This window comes from Ligilactobacillus animalis (genome assembly GCF_009933595.1).
In the GTDB taxonomy this organism is placed as follows: domain Bacteria; phylum Bacillota; class Bacilli; order Lactobacillales; family Lactobacillaceae; genus Ligilactobacillus; species Ligilactobacillus animalis.
In genome coordinates this window covers 762781-779479 of the sequence record NZ_CP047141.1, presented here as the reverse complement: position 1 = coordinate 779479, position 16699 = coordinate 762781, and the positions used below count along the sequence as shown (strand labels likewise).

The window sequence follows — 16699 nt, the reverse complement described above, 5'->3', positions numbered from 1 at the left end:
TAATAAAAACATCTCTGTCATATAAGTAGCCTTTATCCAAAAAAGATACACAAAAAACTATGAGCCCTTAGAAACTCATAGTTTTCTTCTAAAATGATGAATTTGGTTCCTTGAGAAAAGCTAACTCTTCAGCCGTTGACTCCCTTCCTAAGATCGCATTTCGATGCGGATAACGCTTGAATCGCTCTAAGATCGCTAGATGCCTTTTTTCAAATTCAAGATTCTTCTCTAATCCAGGGGTCGCAAAATAACGTAGTGCTGCTTGATGGATTGTTAGTGATTCTGAATGCATAAACGGCATATACATAAATGCTCGCCTGTCCAACTCTAACTCAGTATTAAATCCCTTTGCGATCGCCTCTTGGGCTAACACGAGCGCCATCCCATCATAAGCAAACGCACGTGGACTATCACGGTAAATATTACGCGAAAATTGATCTAAAATGATGATCTCGGCTAAACTTCCTGTAGCACTCTTCCGCCATGCTTGTAATTCTACTTGCGTAGCTTGCCTATGTAGTTCACCAAACCGTTCTGCGATCTGCTTGTCCAATACTAGATCTTTAGTGAACCACTGTTTTGGAGTCAATTCCTCAAACCAAAAATCTAATACTTTCTCAGCTTCCATTTCTTACCTCCAATGATCACTAATTTTTCTCCATTGTATCAAACAAAAAAATCTCCCTAAAGTTATATGCTTTGGGGAGATAATTAAACTATTTGATCTCTTCGTCAGTTTTTAAGACAGCCATAAACGCATCTTGTGGAACAACTACACGTCCAACAGCTTTCATCCGTTTCTTACCACGTTTTTGCTTATCCAATAATTTTGCACGCCGGTCAGGGTCACCCGTATGGATCCGCGCCGTTACGTCTTTACGATAAGCCTTGATATTAGTCCGCGCAATGATCTTAGCTCCGATCGCTGCTTGGATCGGAATTTCAAAGTTTTGACGTGGGATGATCGTCTTTAGCTTATCTGTAATGACCCGAGCCCGCTGTTGAGCAAATTGCCGGTGAGCGATAAAACTCAACGCATCGACTTTATCGCCGTTCAACAAGATATCGATCTTGACTAGATCACTTGGACGGGTCCCATCGAGTTCATAGTCGAGCGAAGCATAACCACGAGTACTAGATTTTAATTTATCAAAGAAATCAAAGATGATCTCTGATAACGGCATTTCGTAGATGACATTGACCCGATAATCATCAAGGTAATCCATCGTGACAAAGTTCCCACGCTTAGCTTGGCATAATTCCATCACTGCGCCAACATAATCACTTGGGACCATGATCTCAGCTTTAACATAAGGTTCATTGATCTGTTTGATCGTTGGAACATCTGGCATTTCAGACGGATTAGACACACTCACATGTGAGCCATCTGTCAACTCAACATCATACGTTACAGATGGCGCTGTAGTGATCAAGTCCATTCCAAATTCACGTTCCAAACGTTCTTGGATAACATCCATGTGCAATAACCCTAAGAAACCACATCTAAATCCAAAGCCTAAAGCTTGTGAGGTCTCAGGTTCAAATTCTAGCGCTGCATCGTTTAACTTTAATTTTTCTAGTGCTTCACGCAGATCGTTATATTTAGCATTATCGGTCGGATAAAGCCCCGAATACACCATCGGGCTCATTTCACGATAACCCGCTAATGGTTTTTCAGTTGGATCATCAGCATGCGTTAAAGTATCACCAACACGTGTATCTTGAATATCCTTGATACTTGCAGTCAAATAACCTACATCCCCAGCCATCAAGAAATCGCGCTTGATCGGCTTAGGCGAGTTGACCCCGACTTCAATAACTTCATATTCCGCACCACTATTCATCAAGCGGACCTTATCACCAGGCTTGACAGTTCCATCAAAGACCCGCAAGCTCAACACAACGCCGCGGTAATCATCATAGACCGAATCAAAGATCAGCGCTTTTAATGGTGCTTTTAGATCTCCACTTGGCGCTGGAACTTTTTGAACGATCTCTTCTAGCATTTCTTCGATCCCGATCCCGTTTTTAGCTGAAGCCAAGACCGCTTCAGACGCATCTAAACCGATCACATCTTCGATCTCTTGGCGCACACGCTCTGGTTCAGCTGAAGGTAGATCGATCTTATTGATCACTGGTACGATCTCAAGATCATCATCTAATGCTAAATAAACATTTGCCAAAGTTTGGGCTTCGATCCCTTGCGCTGCATCGACCACTAAAACAGCACCTTCACAAGCTGCCAATGAACGTGAAACTTCATATGAAAAGTCCACGTGCCCAGGTGTATCGATCAAGTGGAAAATATAAGTTTCTCCATCTTTTGCATGGTAATGAAGTTCTACCGCATTTAATTTGATCGTGATCCCACGTTCGCGCTCCAGATCCATCGAATCGAGCAACTGATCTTGCATTTCACGTTTTGAGACCGTATCAGTCAATTCCAAAATGCGATCAGCTAAGGTCGATTTCCCATGGTCAATATGAGCAACGATCGAAAAATTCCGAATATGCTTTTGGCGCTCCGACATTTTTTCAAAATCCATTTCGCTCTTCCTACTTTCTAGTGGGGAAGGCAAGATCCTTCACCCAACTCAATACTCTCTAACTATCAATTATAGCCTGTTTTACAGGTCAGCGTCAATTTTGCCAAAAAATAACTAGAGTATAGTTTTAGCTACACTCTAGTTATTCGTGGTGGTTTTTTGCCTTATCCCATACTCAAATTCGATTTAATTTAGTCAAATTAAATCATCTAACTTTTTCTCATATATAGATCCGCAAAACAGTTTTCGATCATTTCAGGTGAATACTTTAAATCTGTTAAACCAAACTTGATAAAAATATTCCAGGCCCGTACTAAAAGCTCATTTCGACGTTCTAAATGAGCTTTTAGGATCTGCTATTGCAAAGTAAGATATACCGTTGCAACAGAACGCGACCGCCATTTAGAAGCTAACTTTTCTTCTTGTTCTAGAGTTAGTAATAATAGATAGACCCATTTTTTTGTATTAGCAACACCTAAAAATGCAGCTAATGCTTTACAATATGCTTTTAAGCAAGTCGTTTCATCTGCTTGGCCTACCTTATTAAACAGTTCGGCCACTGCTATACTTAGCTCACTGTAAACGAGTTCATCTTTTTCACTAGTCAAATTTTGAAAAGTATTCTTTGTCTCGATCTGTCTTTGAATTTTAGCTAATTTTGTAATATCCATGCGTTAGTCCTTAAAAAAATCTCTCATCTGATTTGATAGCTAAGCTCGTCAAATTATCTAAATACCAATCCTTGATAAACTCATACTGGTATAAAATATCGAACCAAGCTACTTTATGATCTTCATCATGGACCTTAATGACCCAACTTGCATTGTTTAGATCGTCATGTTCTGCTTGCCTCAAAATAGAAACAACTACCTTATTCTTCAACTGCAAGACGGCACGACCACTTTCACCAGCTACTAACATGTAACCTGCATCTGCACTGATGATGAAAAGTTTATCTAATGCCTCACGTGGCTCATCAGCTGAAGAGATCTGATAACTTGCATTATTAGAAGCATCAAGTAGATTAAAATCAACATCAAAACCGTAATCTTCTTTAAAATACTTGCCGATTGCAACTAAATACTCTTCAAAACGTTTTACGGTCTTATAATCAAATTTTTCACTATAATCAACAACTAATAAATCAGTTAAAGCTTGACTATTGAAACGGATCAACTGGCGCTTAAAGTTGATGTAAAACAAACGCGCACCGGTACTTTTATCGACGTAATATGCGCCTTCACGCATATTCTCATCGATCTTGAAAGTAAAGTAGCCTTCCATATTTATTCCTGGAAATTCATGATAAAGCTCATTTTGATGATCACTGGATTGCAAAATAACTTGCTCGTTTTGATGAAGTTGCAATAAACGATTCAAAAAGATCAAGTAATAGTCAGCCCGACTGTATTGCTGCGGGAAGATCAAATATGCCGTATCCAAGCGATAATCAGTCAAAGTCATGACTGATTCTAGCAAAACGTTCTTGTCATCAGTATTGATCAACTCATCTAAAACTTCAGTAAAGTGGATCCCACGCTTAAGGCTTTCTTTTAATTGATCGTTATATGACATCAACCGCCCTGTTGTACTCAAAGAACCCGCATATGCACTGGTTTCTTCAGCATTATTCTCCCTAGTTGGTTGAAATGTTTCCGTTGGTTTTTCATATTCTTTCGTCATTTTTGTTCACCTACTTTTACTTAGCGATCAGATCTGCAATATAGTTGCGGTATAATGCGTCATTATGCGCTTCAAAGTTTTCAAAGCTACCAAATTTAGCTACGATACTTTGTTTCTCATAACCCATCAAAGTATCTTCCTTTGAAAGTGCTAAGACCTTTTCCTCATTTTCACGGATCTGACGGTAAGCATTCCCCGCTTTTTCATCCAGTTCAGATAGATAGGATAATTCATCGATCAATTTTTGCTTAGATTCCTTGAGTTTTGAAGTTTCCCAAGGCATCACCTTTTCTTGTGAAGTTCGTTTGATCTCTTGGCGAAGTTCATCCTTACGTTGATCACGCTCATTTTGACCATCGATCAATTCTTGTAACTCGTCTGATTGTTGCGATAAGAGCGCGATCTGGTCGCTATTCAAACGTTTATTTTCACTTTCCAAAGCAAAAGCACGTGCTAATTTTTGATATTCAGTTTCATCAAAATTGAATTTGACGTTTAAGACATCTAACGTCCCAAATAGTCGTCTTCCCCACCAATTTCCAAAGAAAAATTGATACTGCCCGATCGCAGTTTCTTCAAAATAGAAAAATGGGTACATCTCACATAAATAATCGATCAAGTTCTTACTCAAATAATCACTTATCTTAGCGTAACTATCACGTACAAGATGTTCATGGGTATCATCAACTTCAGCCCCATCTTGTTTTAAGATCTCAGTTGCATAACGTTTACCATCGATCAGCTGGTATACCAAGCGATCATCTTGGTTTTGAACAGCTTTTTCAAAAGATTCTAGGTAGGCCACTTTATCTAAAAGTGCCTTAGCCAAGCTTTTAGTTGCTTGTTTATGATCTGATAAACTAAGTTGATTTGGGTTAGCCATAAGTATCTCCTCTATTTCGTAATTGCCCAGTTGAGAGCAAGATGTTCATAGCTCTATTGTTACAAAAAAACTTAAAATTATCAATTATCAAGGCTGAGTTCTTGCTTCATTATCTCATTTAACCTCTTCCTTAACAGCAATTGTTCCTCTAAATAAGCACCTGTTATTTTATCATTGGCTGTAACAGCTAATTTTTGTGGATGTAAAGCCATGATCTGCTGGCAGATCTGCTCATGATAGGCCCGAATCGGATCCTTATATCGTTTGTAATAACGATGTTGTTTTTTACTGAGCTGTCTAAAATAATTGAAACGCTGACCATTACTCAATTTCAATAACTTATTTCCGCCAAAAAAGAGATCTAATCTAGCTAAATTAGCTTTATCTGGTGGAGTTTGTTCGATAAAGTAAATAAAGTAACGCCCTTTGCGTAGATAAACAATAAATCGTTGCTCAGGATCGATCTTTTGACTTACGATCACCCCTTGAACAAGCAAAAATTTCATTTTACCACTACAGATCCCCATAAAAAGTTCAGGAAAAAAAGGCTGATTTTTCAAAAAGATCTCTTCAAGTAAAATAAAAGTAGCCTCTAGCGTACACTCAAAAAATTCATTTGACGTATTTTGCGAACGATTGCGATATTTAGCACTCAATAATTTCTTACATTGTAAAAATGACATCTGATCACAATTAGCAATAAATTCTGCGATCACATTCATACTGAGCTCCAAATAACGGTCGATCACTACTTGGGCTGACTTGGCTAAAACGATCTCTTCACTATTTTCAAACTTCATATAAATAACCACCTTTCACTATCTATACTTTATAGATACGCAAAAGGTGGTCATTATAATTTATTTTTTCAAATATTGTCGTTTAAAATCTTTGACCCCAGCTAATACAAATTGGGCAGGATCTTTTGAAACATCAAGTTTTCGATTATGATCATCCTTTAAGATTGCAGAAAAGAGCTGTTCATATTCAGCAACACTAACTTCTGTCCGCATCTCTAACATTTCAGAAGTTTGATAAGTGAGGGCTTCTTTATAATTAGGTTGTAAGCGTCCTGAGAAAAACTCACCCTGGGCTCCAGAACCATAGCTAAACAAACCTAACCGATCTCCAGCTTTTAGTGTATCCGTGTTTTCTAAAAGAGATAACAAACTCAAATATAACGAACCAGTGTATAGATTACCAGTTGCCATATTATACTTGCGACTTGCTTCAAATTCATTGTAATAATGACTAGCTATCGTCGGATCGACACCTTCTAAGGCCTTACGTAGACCCTTTAACCCCTGTTTTGTGTATGGTAAATGGAACAATAGCGCTGAAAAATCAGTTAACTTGAGCCCTGTCTTTGCTAGATAGTCTTGATAGACTTTCTCAAAAAATTCTAGATAAATATTAGCTGAATACTTGCCATCAACTTTAGCCTCGGTTTGAGAAAGCGGACGCCAAAAATCCATAGTATCTTTAGCATAATATGCGCTTTCAGTCTCTAAGGCAACAAGCTTAGGATCTTTAGAGACTAACATTGCCACTGCGCCCCCACCTTGTGTCGGTTCACCTGGTGTTTTCAAGCCATAGCGGGCAATATCACTTCCGATCACTAGAGCTTTTTTATCTGGAGCTAAAGCAATATGCCCCTTAGCTAACTGTAAGCCAGCCGTTGCTGCATAACAAGCTTGTTTCAACTCGATCGTTCTGATCTCATGAGATAGACCCAACAATTCACTAACGTAAGCTGCAGCTGATTTGGAGTTATCTACCCCTGATTCCGTAGCAACTATCACTAGATCGATCGCTTCTTTATCTTCTACCGTCAAGATCTTAGTCGCGGCATTAGCTGCCAAGGTCACTGCATCTTGTGTCGGTGGGATGACCGCCATTTTAGTCTGGCCGATCCCGATCAAATATTTATTTGGATCCTCATTTCGTGCTTGAGCTAGTTTAGCCATATCTACATATAAATGTGACGTAAAAAAGCCGATCTTATCGATCCCAATTTTCATTTTCATCGCACCTCTCACTGCTGATTGTTCACTCTATAAGTTTAGCGAAGTTCTTATTTTTTAGCAAATTTCCTTATAATCCCTTGATAATGATCTTGATATCGGAAAATGCTCCATTGATTTGATGATAGCGTACGTTTTAGTTTTAGAGCTATCTTATTTTGTATGGCTTCAAAGCCGGATACACAAAAAGACTAACCACAATTTTGACGATCGTAATTAGTATTCAACGAAATTAACTTTCCTAGTCCTTTTTCATTTACATAAGTTACACGTTTTTAAGTCCATTTACAACTGATCAGCAATCTATCAGATGATCACGCCTGAAAGTAGCCTAACTATCTCAGGAAGCTACCCTATTGGCGAAATGTTAGAAAATGTGGGAATGAATACCTTATTACCGGGAAAATGTTAGCAAAAAAGATAGTGAACTTCTTGAATTAGAGTCATAAAAAGATACTAAGTTACTCTTTATAGAAAAAAGCGTAATTAGCAGAATACTTGAATTTAAAGGATACTTTTAGATCAGATCTTCACCATGATATAATTGGGATATTAGCTGGGTATGATGGAATCAGAAAGGATCACATATCAGTCGAAGTTAATATGATGAATCGGGGGAAAATTGAATGGATCCCATAAAATTAAAGTATATAGAGTATAAATACAAAATAAACCCTAGAACTTATGAGTGGCTGCTTAATGATGTTTCCATAACACATATGAATTCAGATGATAGATACGAGTTCATGAAATTTGATAGTAAAATTGAACAAACTCATACATTGAGACGAGATAAAGATGGACGTGTGGATATGGAAGGCAGTGTCTACTTTAACGATATAGAAGAGTTAGTGTTCGATAAAGCTACCGAAGAAGATAAAGAACATTTGAGAAAAAGAATTAAAGAAGAAATGGTCGTTTGCGATCCACCAGTTACTGGCTGGTGGGGTGTGTATGAGTAAATAACAAACCAAGACATTCCGAAACTAGCCAAGTTATCATTACAAATTTTTAGCGTGACAGTAACAATAACAACAGCCCTGCTAAGTCGTTATGATATAGAAAACAAGACAAGTAAGAGCCCGAGATAAGTGGGACAAAAAACAAAGTATATAGCTACCGTTCCTACTCCCACAAGTTTATCAAGGAAATGGTAATACTTGACGATAGCGCAGAATCTAAGAAACTACTTGGCAGATCGTGAAAAAGAATTACAGCAATAACACCAATAGGGATGAACCAGAGATACACTGGGACGTCTCTTTTTTATTGTGATAACTAAATAGATTAGCTCCTACATAAAAAAACATCACAGCACAATCAATCACTGGGATGCTACATGACTAAATAATTGTTAAAGTACTCATTAGCATTATAATATAGCTAAACAGTATGATCAAAAAGCCCCTTGGCGCCTGTAGATGATTCGAACTCTTTTTTACTGAAATTAGAGACCCTAGAATTTTAAAAATAGCCCTAGGACAACTATTATTTTTTAGCAAATTTCTCTCCTGTAGTATAATATAGCTAGAAATATCTTACGAAAGGAATGGGATAAATGGCAGCAATCAGTTTAGAAGTATATGGTATCGTTCAAGGAGTTGGCTTTCGTTATATGACTAAGATCCTAGCTGATCAGATCGGAGTCACCGGTAAAGTTTTAAATAAAAATGATGGCTCTGTTTATATTGAAGCACAAGGTGATCCTGAAAAGCTCTCTGCCTTTATCGAAGGCGTCAAAGCTTCACCTACCCCAGCAGGACGGGTTGATCGGGTCGTTCTCAAATCGATCCCGGAAAATAGCTATACACGTTTTAGCGTAGCATATATGTAATTACAACGGTTCTTATGGATTATACATTGAAATATCACTTTTTTTCCAGTATAGTTAATAACGATACCTTTATTCATAAGTGAAAGGAATTGACCTATGAAAAATAAAAAATTATTAGCTATTACTGCGATCATGGCTTCAGCAATGTTCTTTCTGAGCGGGTGTGTCCAACACACTGCCTCAGGTAAGCCTTATGGTTTTGTCTATGACAACTTGGCAGTGCCAACTCAACATATTTTAGTTTGGCTGTCACAGATCTTAGGTAATAGTTTAGGCTGGGCGATCATCGTGATCACTTTCATCGTCCGCTTAGTTTTGATGCCGATCATGATCAAGCAATCCAAAAATGCTACGATCCAACAAGAAAAGATCGCTCACATCAAGCCATTGATGGAAGATATCACCAAACGGCAAAAAGAAGCTACTAGCGATGCGGAAAGAATGGCGATCAACCAAGAAATGATGCAGCTTTACCGCGATAATAATATTTCAATGACTGGTGGGATCGGCTGTTTACCACTTTTGATCCAAATGCCGATCTTTGCTGCACTTTATGCTGCGATCCAATATTCACCTGAACTATCGCAATCCTACTTCTATGGGATCAACCTCGGGCAGCGGAGTTTTACCTTAGTTGCTCTTTCCTTTGTCGTTTATGCACTTCAAGGATGGTTGTCAACTTTAGGTGTACCAGAAGCACAACGAGCTCAAATGCGGCAAATGATGATCATTAGTCCATTGATGATCACTTTCATGACTTACATCTCCCCTGCTGGTTTGGGGCTTTACTTCTTTGTTGGCGGGATCTTTGCATGTATCCAAACCTTGATCATCAACTATATGCGTCCTCGCATTAGAAAAGAAGTCTTGGCAGATCTAAAGAAAAATCCAGTTAAGCAGCCTAAGAAAGTAGTTACTGAAGCTAAAGAAACTACAGTTGAGCCTTCAACTACTTCAGTTACTTCTAAAAAGAAGCGTAACGCTGGTAAACAAAATCGTCATAAATAAAAAAATAGGTTTTTCCAAAGCAGGAAAAACCTATTTTTTATTTATCTTTATTTTTGGCTAAAGGCAGGGAAACACGAAAGACTGAACCCTGTCCCACAGCACTTTCAACGACTAGTTTACCGTGATAGCCCTCGATCAAACGTCGAGCGATCGAAAGCCCTAGACCATTACCGCCCTTATCGCGGCTTCGTGCTTTATCAACACGATAGAAACGGTCAAAGATCCGGTCGATGTTTTCTTGCGAGATCCCTTCACCAAAATCTTGGATCACGATATCAATATCATTGATGTTTTTAGATAACGTCATATGGACCTCTTTGCGTTCACGTGAATACTTGACCGCATTATCCATTAAAATAATCAATACCTGTTCTAAGTGATTCCGATAGATCTGAACATTAGTGATATCTTTAAGATCATCATCTAACACAAAGGTAAAGTCTGGATGGATCATCTGAAAGTTATTGAACACCTGTAAGCCGACTTCCTTAGCATCAGTGATCTCTTTGCCAAATTGGATCTCAACTTGTTCAGCTCGAGAAAGATCTAACATTTCTTGAACTAAACTCTTCATTCGAGCGATCTCTTGTAAGGAAGCCTCGATCGACTCATCCAAGACTGCTGGGTCATCTTTGCCCCAACGTTTCAAAAGCGAGAGATGCCCTTGAATGATCGCAACTGGTGTCCGAAGTTCATGTGAAACATCTTCCACGAATTGCTGTTGCTGTTCGATATATCGTTGCATCCGATCGAGCATCTTGTTAAATAAACGTCCTAGTTCAGCCAATTCATCTTCATGCTTGAATTCAGGCACACGTAAATTAGCTAAAGCATCACTTTCATCATCACCATTTATCTTGCCGATCGTGTCATTTATCAGATCAATCGGTCCTAATAGCCAAGACGATAAGCCATAACTAAGTAAAGCGATCCCGATCGCAGCGATCAAAGAGAATACTAAAAAGATCAAGATCAATTTACGTCTAGTCTGATCGTAATTGACCAGATCATTGGTAACTTGAACATATCCGATCAAATGCTTATCTTTCTCAGAAAAAACTTTTTTCCCTAAAACCAAAACATTATACGCAGATGTATGTTCGATCTTACTTTCCTCAGTCAATTCAGCCTGATCAAACTTTACCGGCACATCGCGTGAAGCAAAAACCATTTCGTTTGAAAGGTTGTAGACACTGATACTGATATTTTCCCGTGTTAGTGAGGTGTAAAATGAACTTGAATAAAGTGTCTGTAGTTCTTTTATATTCCGTTCATTATGCACCCGCAAACTCAATGAATGTTCAACCCGATCTTGCGTCAATTCTTTAGTATTGGTCGCTAAACTTTCAACGGCTGTATCTAACGCTTCCTGCGCATATTGTTTTTCTTGATTTAGTAATAGGCTCGAAAAACTTTGAAAAAGTAGGACTGAAAAAACAGCAAAAATCAGCAAAACTCCGATCCCAGTGCCAACCGACCATTTTAGCTTAAGTGAGAAGAATGATTTTGCATGACTATCTTTTAGCTGCTTTTTATGCAAAATAGCCTTTCGAATACACATTAGGAACGCATTACATAGCCGGTTCCACGTACAGTTTGGATATAACTATCCTCACCTGGACGATCGATCTTATTACGTAAGTAGCGAATATAAACATCCACGACATTAGTTTCGATCTGTGATTCGTAACCCCAAACTTCTTTTAATAATACATCACGGGCCAAAACTACATTGACATTTTCCATCAATGTCAACAATAATTCATATTCACGTTTTGTCAATTCAATGATCTCATCGCCACGACGGACAACACGATTTTCTTTTTCGATCACAAGGTCACGATAGCTTACTGTTGTTTGCTTAGATGAATTATATTCACTTTCAAGATCAACGCGACGCAATACGGCACGCAAGCGGGCTAATAACTCTTCGATCGCAAATGGTTTGATCACATAATCATCAGCCCCATGATCTAGACCGGATACACGATCGATCACAGAATCACGCGCTGTCATCATGATAATTGGGGTGTTTTTAACTTGACGGACACGACGACATACTTCAAGGCCATTCAAGTCAGGAAGCATCAAATCAAGTAAGATGGCATCCCATTCTTCGCTCAAAGCTACTTCTAAACCAGTCCGACCACTCTCACAAGTATAAGTTTCATATCCTTCATGCTTTAATTCAAGTTCAACGAAATGAGCTAAATTTTCTTCGTCTTCGATGATAAGTATCTTACTCATTATTCCACACTCCTATATCTTGTTGTTAAACTTTTTATTATTTATTTAATGATAACATACTTAATTCTAACATTGATGCCATCAATAAGTATACCTTAATTTTACCTTAAGAAAGATTTATTATAGCATACTTCTTATTATCTTGCCACCCAACATTAAATTTGGATATTTAATTATAATTTTTTAGATAATAATCATGCTTGATTTTTTGCCTAAAAAAAGGGATACGATCAATTCGTACCACCTTTTGCTAACTAGTTTATTCTTCGTGATACCATTCGTAGTGATAATTACCTTCTTTGTCGACACGTTCATAAGTATGTGCCCCAAAGTAATCACGTTGTGCTTGGATCAAGTTTGCTGGTAAAACAGCTGATCGATATTGATCGTAGTAGGTAATTGCACTAGTAAAGCCTGGGCAAGGTACACCCGCTTGAATAGCTAAGGCAGCTACTTCTCTAACTGCTGCTTGATACTTAGCTGTGATCTCAGTAAAGTATGGATCGAGCATCAAATTCTTCAATTCTGGTTCCTTATCAAATGCATCTGTGATCTTTTGCAAGAATTGAGCCCGAATGATACAACCTTCACGCCAGATCTTAGCTAAAGAGCCATAATCTAAATTCCAGTCATATTTTTCAGAGGCAAAGCGCATTTGTTCAAAACCTTGAGCATAGCTGACGATCTTGCTAAAGTAAAGCGCTTGGCGGATCTTTTCAACAACTTCTTTTTTATCAAGCTTTTTAGCATCAAATGCTTCTGGCTTAGCTAAAACTTCACCCGCTTCTACGCGTTCATCTTTAAGAGCAGAGATGTAACGTGCGTAAACAGATTCGGTGATCAATGATTGTGGAACACCTAGTTCAAGGGCGCTTTGTGAACTCCACTTACCAGTTCCCTTATTACCCGCACGATCTAAGATCACATCAACGATCGGCTTATCAGTACCTTCATCATCTTTACGGGTCAAAATATCAGCCGTAATATCGATCAAATAGCTATCAAGCTCGCCATCTTTCCATTCGTGGAAGATAGCAGCGATCTCATCGACTGAAAGATCTAGCAAGTTACGCAATAAGTTATAACTTTCAGCGATAAGTTCCATATCACCGTATTCGATCCCATTGTGGACCATCTTAACGTAATGGCCAGCCCCATTAGGTCCAATGTAAGTTACACATGCTTCGCCATCATCTGCTTTAGCAGCGATCTGATCCAAAATAGGCGCTACAAGGTCATAAGCTTCCTTTTGTCCCCCTGGCATCAATGAAGGACCTTCTAAGGCACCCTTTTCACCGCCAGAAACACCCATACCGATAAAGTTGATCCCTGAATTGTCTAATTCAGCGTTACGACGCATGGTGTCTTCAAAGAAAGTATTCCCACCATCGATCAAAACATCGCCCTTATCAAGATAAGGCAAGAGACTCTTGATCGTTGTATCTGTTGGCGCACCAGCTTTGACCATCAAAATGATCCGACGTGGTTTTTCCAATGAATTAACAAAGTCTTCGATCGTATAACTTGGAACTAAATTTTTATCTGGATGATCGGCAACAACTTGCTCAGTCTTTGAACCTGTACGATTGAAGATCGCAACTTTATAGCCCCGACTTTCAATATTCAAAGCCAAGTTCTTGCCCATAACAGCCATACCGACAACACCGATTTGTGCTTTACTCATATCCAACTTAACCTCCTAAAATTCCTACTGCACTTAATTTTACCAAAATTGCCTAAGATTTTAAAGACGCTTACTAAGAATTAGGCTTTCATCACTAAGGTAGGTTCAGCTTTACCTAAAACCGTATCTTTTGAAATGATAACTTTTTCGATCTCCTTATTACTTGGGACCTCGAACATGATATCACGCATCGTAGCTTCAATGATCGAACGCAAGCCACGGGCCCCAGTATTACGTTCGATCGCTAAATGAGCCACTTCACGTAAAGCATCTTCTTCAAATTCGAGTTTTACCCCATCAAATTCAAGCAACTTGCTGTATTGCTTGACTAAAGCATTCTTAGGCTCAGTCAAGATCCGAACTAGATCATCTTCAGAAAGCTTTTCAAGTGCCGTCAAGATCGGCAAACGTCCGATAAATTCTGGGATCAAACCAAATTTCAAGAGGTCTTCAGGAATGATCTGTTGCATAATACTCTTAGATTCATCATAGCTTTGCTTGCTATCAGCACCAAAACCGATCGTCTTATCTCCTAAACGGTTTTTAACGATCGTTTCGATACCGTCAAAAGCCCCACCTACGATAAACAAGATATTTGTCGTATCGATCTGGATAAATTCTTGTTGTGGATGCTTTCTGCCCCCTTGTGGTGGAACATTAGCGACTGTGCCTTCCAAGATCTTCAAAAGCGATTGTTGGACACCTTCACCCGAAACATCACGGGTGATCGAGACATTTTCACTCTTCTTAGCTATCTTATCGATCTCATCGATATAAACGATCCCTCTTTGAGCTCGTTCAACGTCATAATCTGCATTTTGTAAGAGCTTCAACAAGATATTTTCAACGTCTTCACCAACGTAGCCTGCTTCTGTCAATGTCGTAGCATCAGCGATCGTAAATGGGACATTTAAGATCTTAGCTAAGCTTTGGGCTAAGAATGTCTTACCTGAACCAGTAGGCCCTACAAGACAGATATTACTCTTTTGCAATTCCGTATCATCGTCAGCAGTATCAAATGAAGCGTTGATCCGCTTATAGTGGTTATATACAGCTACTGCCAAGGTCTTTTTAGCCTGTTCTTGTCCGATAACATATTGATTTAAAATATCAACGATCTCTTTTGGTGTCGGTACATCAGTAAATTCATCTTTAACACTAGCTTTATTTTCTTCGCTGATGATCGTTTGGGCTAATTCGACACATTCATTACATATATACACGCCAGGGCCCGAGATCATACTTTTAACTTGCCGCTCAGATTTGCCACAAAAAGAGCAAACTGCGGGTTCGTTTGGATCTGTATTTTCGTACATCTAAATCACCTTTATCTAATAATTACTTATATTCTATCAGACATTGCTACTAAAAACTAATACTTACTTTTTATTTATCAGGTGAATGGATAAATTTAGGGATCGCAACAGATAAATTCCGCTGCGATCCCTAAAATCACAAGATTAAATTGATATTGTCACTCAAGTATTAAACTTGTTTTGCAGAATCTGTCATTTCTTTAACGACTTTTCTGATAGCAATGTCATGGTTCAACATGTCATCTGAAAGAGCTGAGCGAACTGCAGCTTCTTCCATGCCGTATTGTGTAGCTAATTCTTTGATCTCTGCATTGATTTCTTCTTCTGAAGCTTTGATATCTTCAGCAGCTACGATAGCTTCTAAGACAAGGTTTGTCTTAACACGCTTTTGTGCACCACTTTCAAATTGTTTGTGCAAGTCTTCTTCTGAAGAACCTGTAAGTTTGTAGTACATATCAGCACTGATACCTTGTTGTTGCAAACCAGCTAAGTATTGATCCATTTGACGGTGTACATCTTCTTCGATCATTGCACCTGGGATCTCGCCGATTTCAGCATTTTCAACTGCTTTATCGATAACTTCTTCTTGGATAGCTTCTTTTGCAACGTTTTGTTTTTGAGCTTCAAGACGTTCACGTGTCTTAGCTTTCAATTCAACTAAAGTATCAACTTCTTCGTCAACGTCTTTAGCAAATTCGTCGTCAAGTTCAGGTAATTCCTTAGTCTTAACTTCGTGGATCGTTGTTTCAAAGACTGCATCTTTACCCTTAAGGTCTTCAGCATGGTATTCTTCAGGGAATGTTACGTTAACTTCCACTGTTTCACCAGCTTTGTGACCAACTAATTGGTCTTCAAAACCTGGGATAAATGTGTTTGAGCCAAGTTCAAGTGAGTAGTTTTCACCTTTACCACCGTCAAAAGCAACACCGTCAACTTTACCTTCAAAGTCGATAACAACTGTGTCGCCTTCAGCAGCTGGTTGATCTTCTTTCAACACTAATTCAGCTTGTTGTTCTTGTAATTTCTTGATTTCAGCATCAACTTCTTCGTCAGTAACTTCTGTTGATTGTGCTTTAACTTCAAGATCTTTGTATTGACCCAATTTAACTTCTGGTTCAACCGTAACTTTAGCAGTCAAGACCCATGTAGAATCTTTTTCCATTGATTCAACGTCGATCTCTGGTTGTGCTACTGGTTTGATGTTTGATTCTGCTACAGCATTAGCATAAGCTTCTGGCAAGACAGCGTTCAAAGCATCTTGGTAAAGTGATTCTTCGCCAAACATTTTGTTAAAGATTTGACGAGGAACCTTACCCTTACGGAAGCCAGGTACGTTTAAAGTTTTCTTGACACGGTTAAATGCTGTGTCTAAACCTTCCTTGATTTTTGCAGGTTCGATTTCAAAGGTCAACTTACCGTTGTTTGTACCTTCTTCTTTTTCCCATTTTACAGACATTATTTTCCCTCCGAGTAA

Annotated in this window: 15 protein-coding genes; 3 read left to right on the top strand and 12 right to left on the bottom strand. The window is 38.6% G+C overall.

The window, feature by feature from the left end:
* Positions 1–88: 88 nt before the first annotated feature.
* The 7 genes from GSR62_RS03830 to GSR62_RS03800 all read right to left on the bottom strand — a co-directional run bounded on the left by GSR62_RS03830 (position 89) and on the right by GSR62_RS03800 (position 7133).
* Entirely contained in the window at positions 89–628 is a 540-nt protein-coding gene (locus GSR62_RS03830; protein WP_066023836.1) for a DUF924 family protein, read from the bottom strand.
* Between the two features lie 88 nt (positions 629–716).
* Positions 717–2546, bottom strand: coding sequence for a translation elongation factor 4 (gene lepA / locus GSR62_RS03825; protein WP_035449010.1), 1830 nt, complete (start codon positions 2544–2546; stop codon positions 717–719).
* A 356-nt stretch (positions 2547–2902) separates the two neighbouring features.
* Positions 2903–3217 (bottom strand): hypothetical protein, encoded by a 315-nt coding sequence (locus tag GSR62_RS03820; protein ID WP_225362224.1) that lies wholly within the window; start codon positions 3215–3217, stop codon positions 2903–2905.
* Between the two features lie 10 nt (positions 3218–3227).
* Positions 3228–4229, bottom strand: coding sequence for a hypothetical protein (locus GSR62_RS03815; protein WP_035449008.1), 1002 nt, complete (start codon positions 4227–4229; stop codon positions 3228–3230).
* A 16-nt stretch (positions 4230–4245) separates the two neighbouring features.
* A complete protein-coding gene (locus tag GSR62_RS03810) occupies positions 4246–5112 on the bottom strand; it encodes an exonuclease SbcC (RefSeq protein WP_066023835.1) in 867 nt (288 codons plus the stop codon).
* Positions 5113–5192: 80 nt separating this feature from the next.
* Complete coding sequence (locus tag GSR62_RS03805) at positions 5193–5912, bottom strand: hypothetical protein (RefSeq protein ID WP_010688807.1); 720 nt, start codon at positions 5910–5912, stop codon at positions 5193–5195.
* 60 nt (positions 5913–5972) lie between these two features.
* The gene (locus tag GSR62_RS03800) at positions 5973–7133 is read right to left on the bottom strand and encodes a hydroxymethylglutaryl-CoA synthase (RefSeq protein WP_066023834.1); all 1161 of its coding nucleotides are present in this window, start codon (positions 7131–7133) and stop codon (positions 5973–5975) included.
* Positions 7134–7762: 629 nt separating this feature from the next.
* On the opposite strand from GSR62_RS03800, the gene GSR62_RS03795 reads away from it, so the two are divergent.
* From GSR62_RS03795 to yidC, 3 genes are all read left to right on the top strand, one after another.
* Complete coding sequence (locus tag GSR62_RS03795) at positions 7763–8098, top strand: hypothetical protein (RefSeq protein WP_010688805.1); 336 nt, start codon at positions 7763–7765, stop codon at positions 8096–8098.
* A 596-nt stretch (positions 8099–8694) separates the two neighbouring features.
* Positions 8695–8970: an acylphosphatase gene (locus GSR62_RS03790; protein ID WP_010688804.1), complete on the top strand. Its 276-nt coding sequence runs from the start codon at positions 8695–8697 to the stop codon at positions 8968–8970.
* A 96-nt stretch (positions 8971–9066) separates the two neighbouring features.
* Positions 9067–9978, top strand: a complete 912-nt coding sequence (gene yidC, locus GSR62_RS03785; protein WP_035449002.1) for a membrane protein insertase YidC — start codon at positions 9067–9069, stop codon at positions 9976–9978.
* Between the two features lie 37 nt (positions 9979–10015).
* Here the strand turns inward: yidC and GSR62_RS03780 are convergent, their stop codons facing one another.
* The 5 genes from GSR62_RS03780 to tig all read right to left on the bottom strand — a co-directional run bounded on the left by GSR62_RS03780 (position 10016) and on the right by tig (position 16681).
* The gene (locus GSR62_RS03780) at positions 10016–11539 is read right to left on the bottom strand and encodes a HAMP domain-containing sensor histidine kinase (protein ID WP_033193006.1); all 1524 of its coding nucleotides are present in this window, start codon (positions 11537–11539) and stop codon (positions 10016–10018) included.
* The gene (locus tag GSR62_RS03775) at positions 11539–12225 is read right to left on the bottom strand and encodes a response regulator transcription factor (protein ID WP_066023833.1); all 687 of its coding nucleotides are present in this window, start codon (positions 12223–12225) and stop codon (positions 11539–11541) included. Before GSR62_RS03775 ends, GSR62_RS03780 begins: the two co-directional genes overlap by 1 nt.
* Before the next feature lie 259 nt (positions 12226–12484).
* Positions 12485–13909, bottom strand: a complete 1425-nt coding sequence (gene gndA / locus GSR62_RS03770; RefSeq protein WP_066023832.1) for an NADP-dependent phosphogluconate dehydrogenase — start codon at positions 13907–13909, stop codon at positions 12485–12487.
* 80 nt (positions 13910–13989) lie between these two features.
* The gene (gene clpX / locus GSR62_RS03765) at positions 13990–15225 is read right to left on the bottom strand and encodes an ATP-dependent Clp protease ATP-binding subunit ClpX (RefSeq protein WP_035449000.1); all 1236 of its coding nucleotides are present in this window, start codon (positions 15223–15225) and stop codon (positions 13990–13992) included.
* A 169-nt stretch (positions 15226–15394) separates the two neighbouring features.
* On the bottom strand, positions 15395–16681 hold the full coding sequence (gene tig, locus GSR62_RS03760; protein WP_066023831.1) for a trigger factor: 1287 nt from the start codon (positions 16679–16681) through the stop codon (positions 15395–15397).
* Positions 16682–16699: the final 18 nt, after the last annotated feature.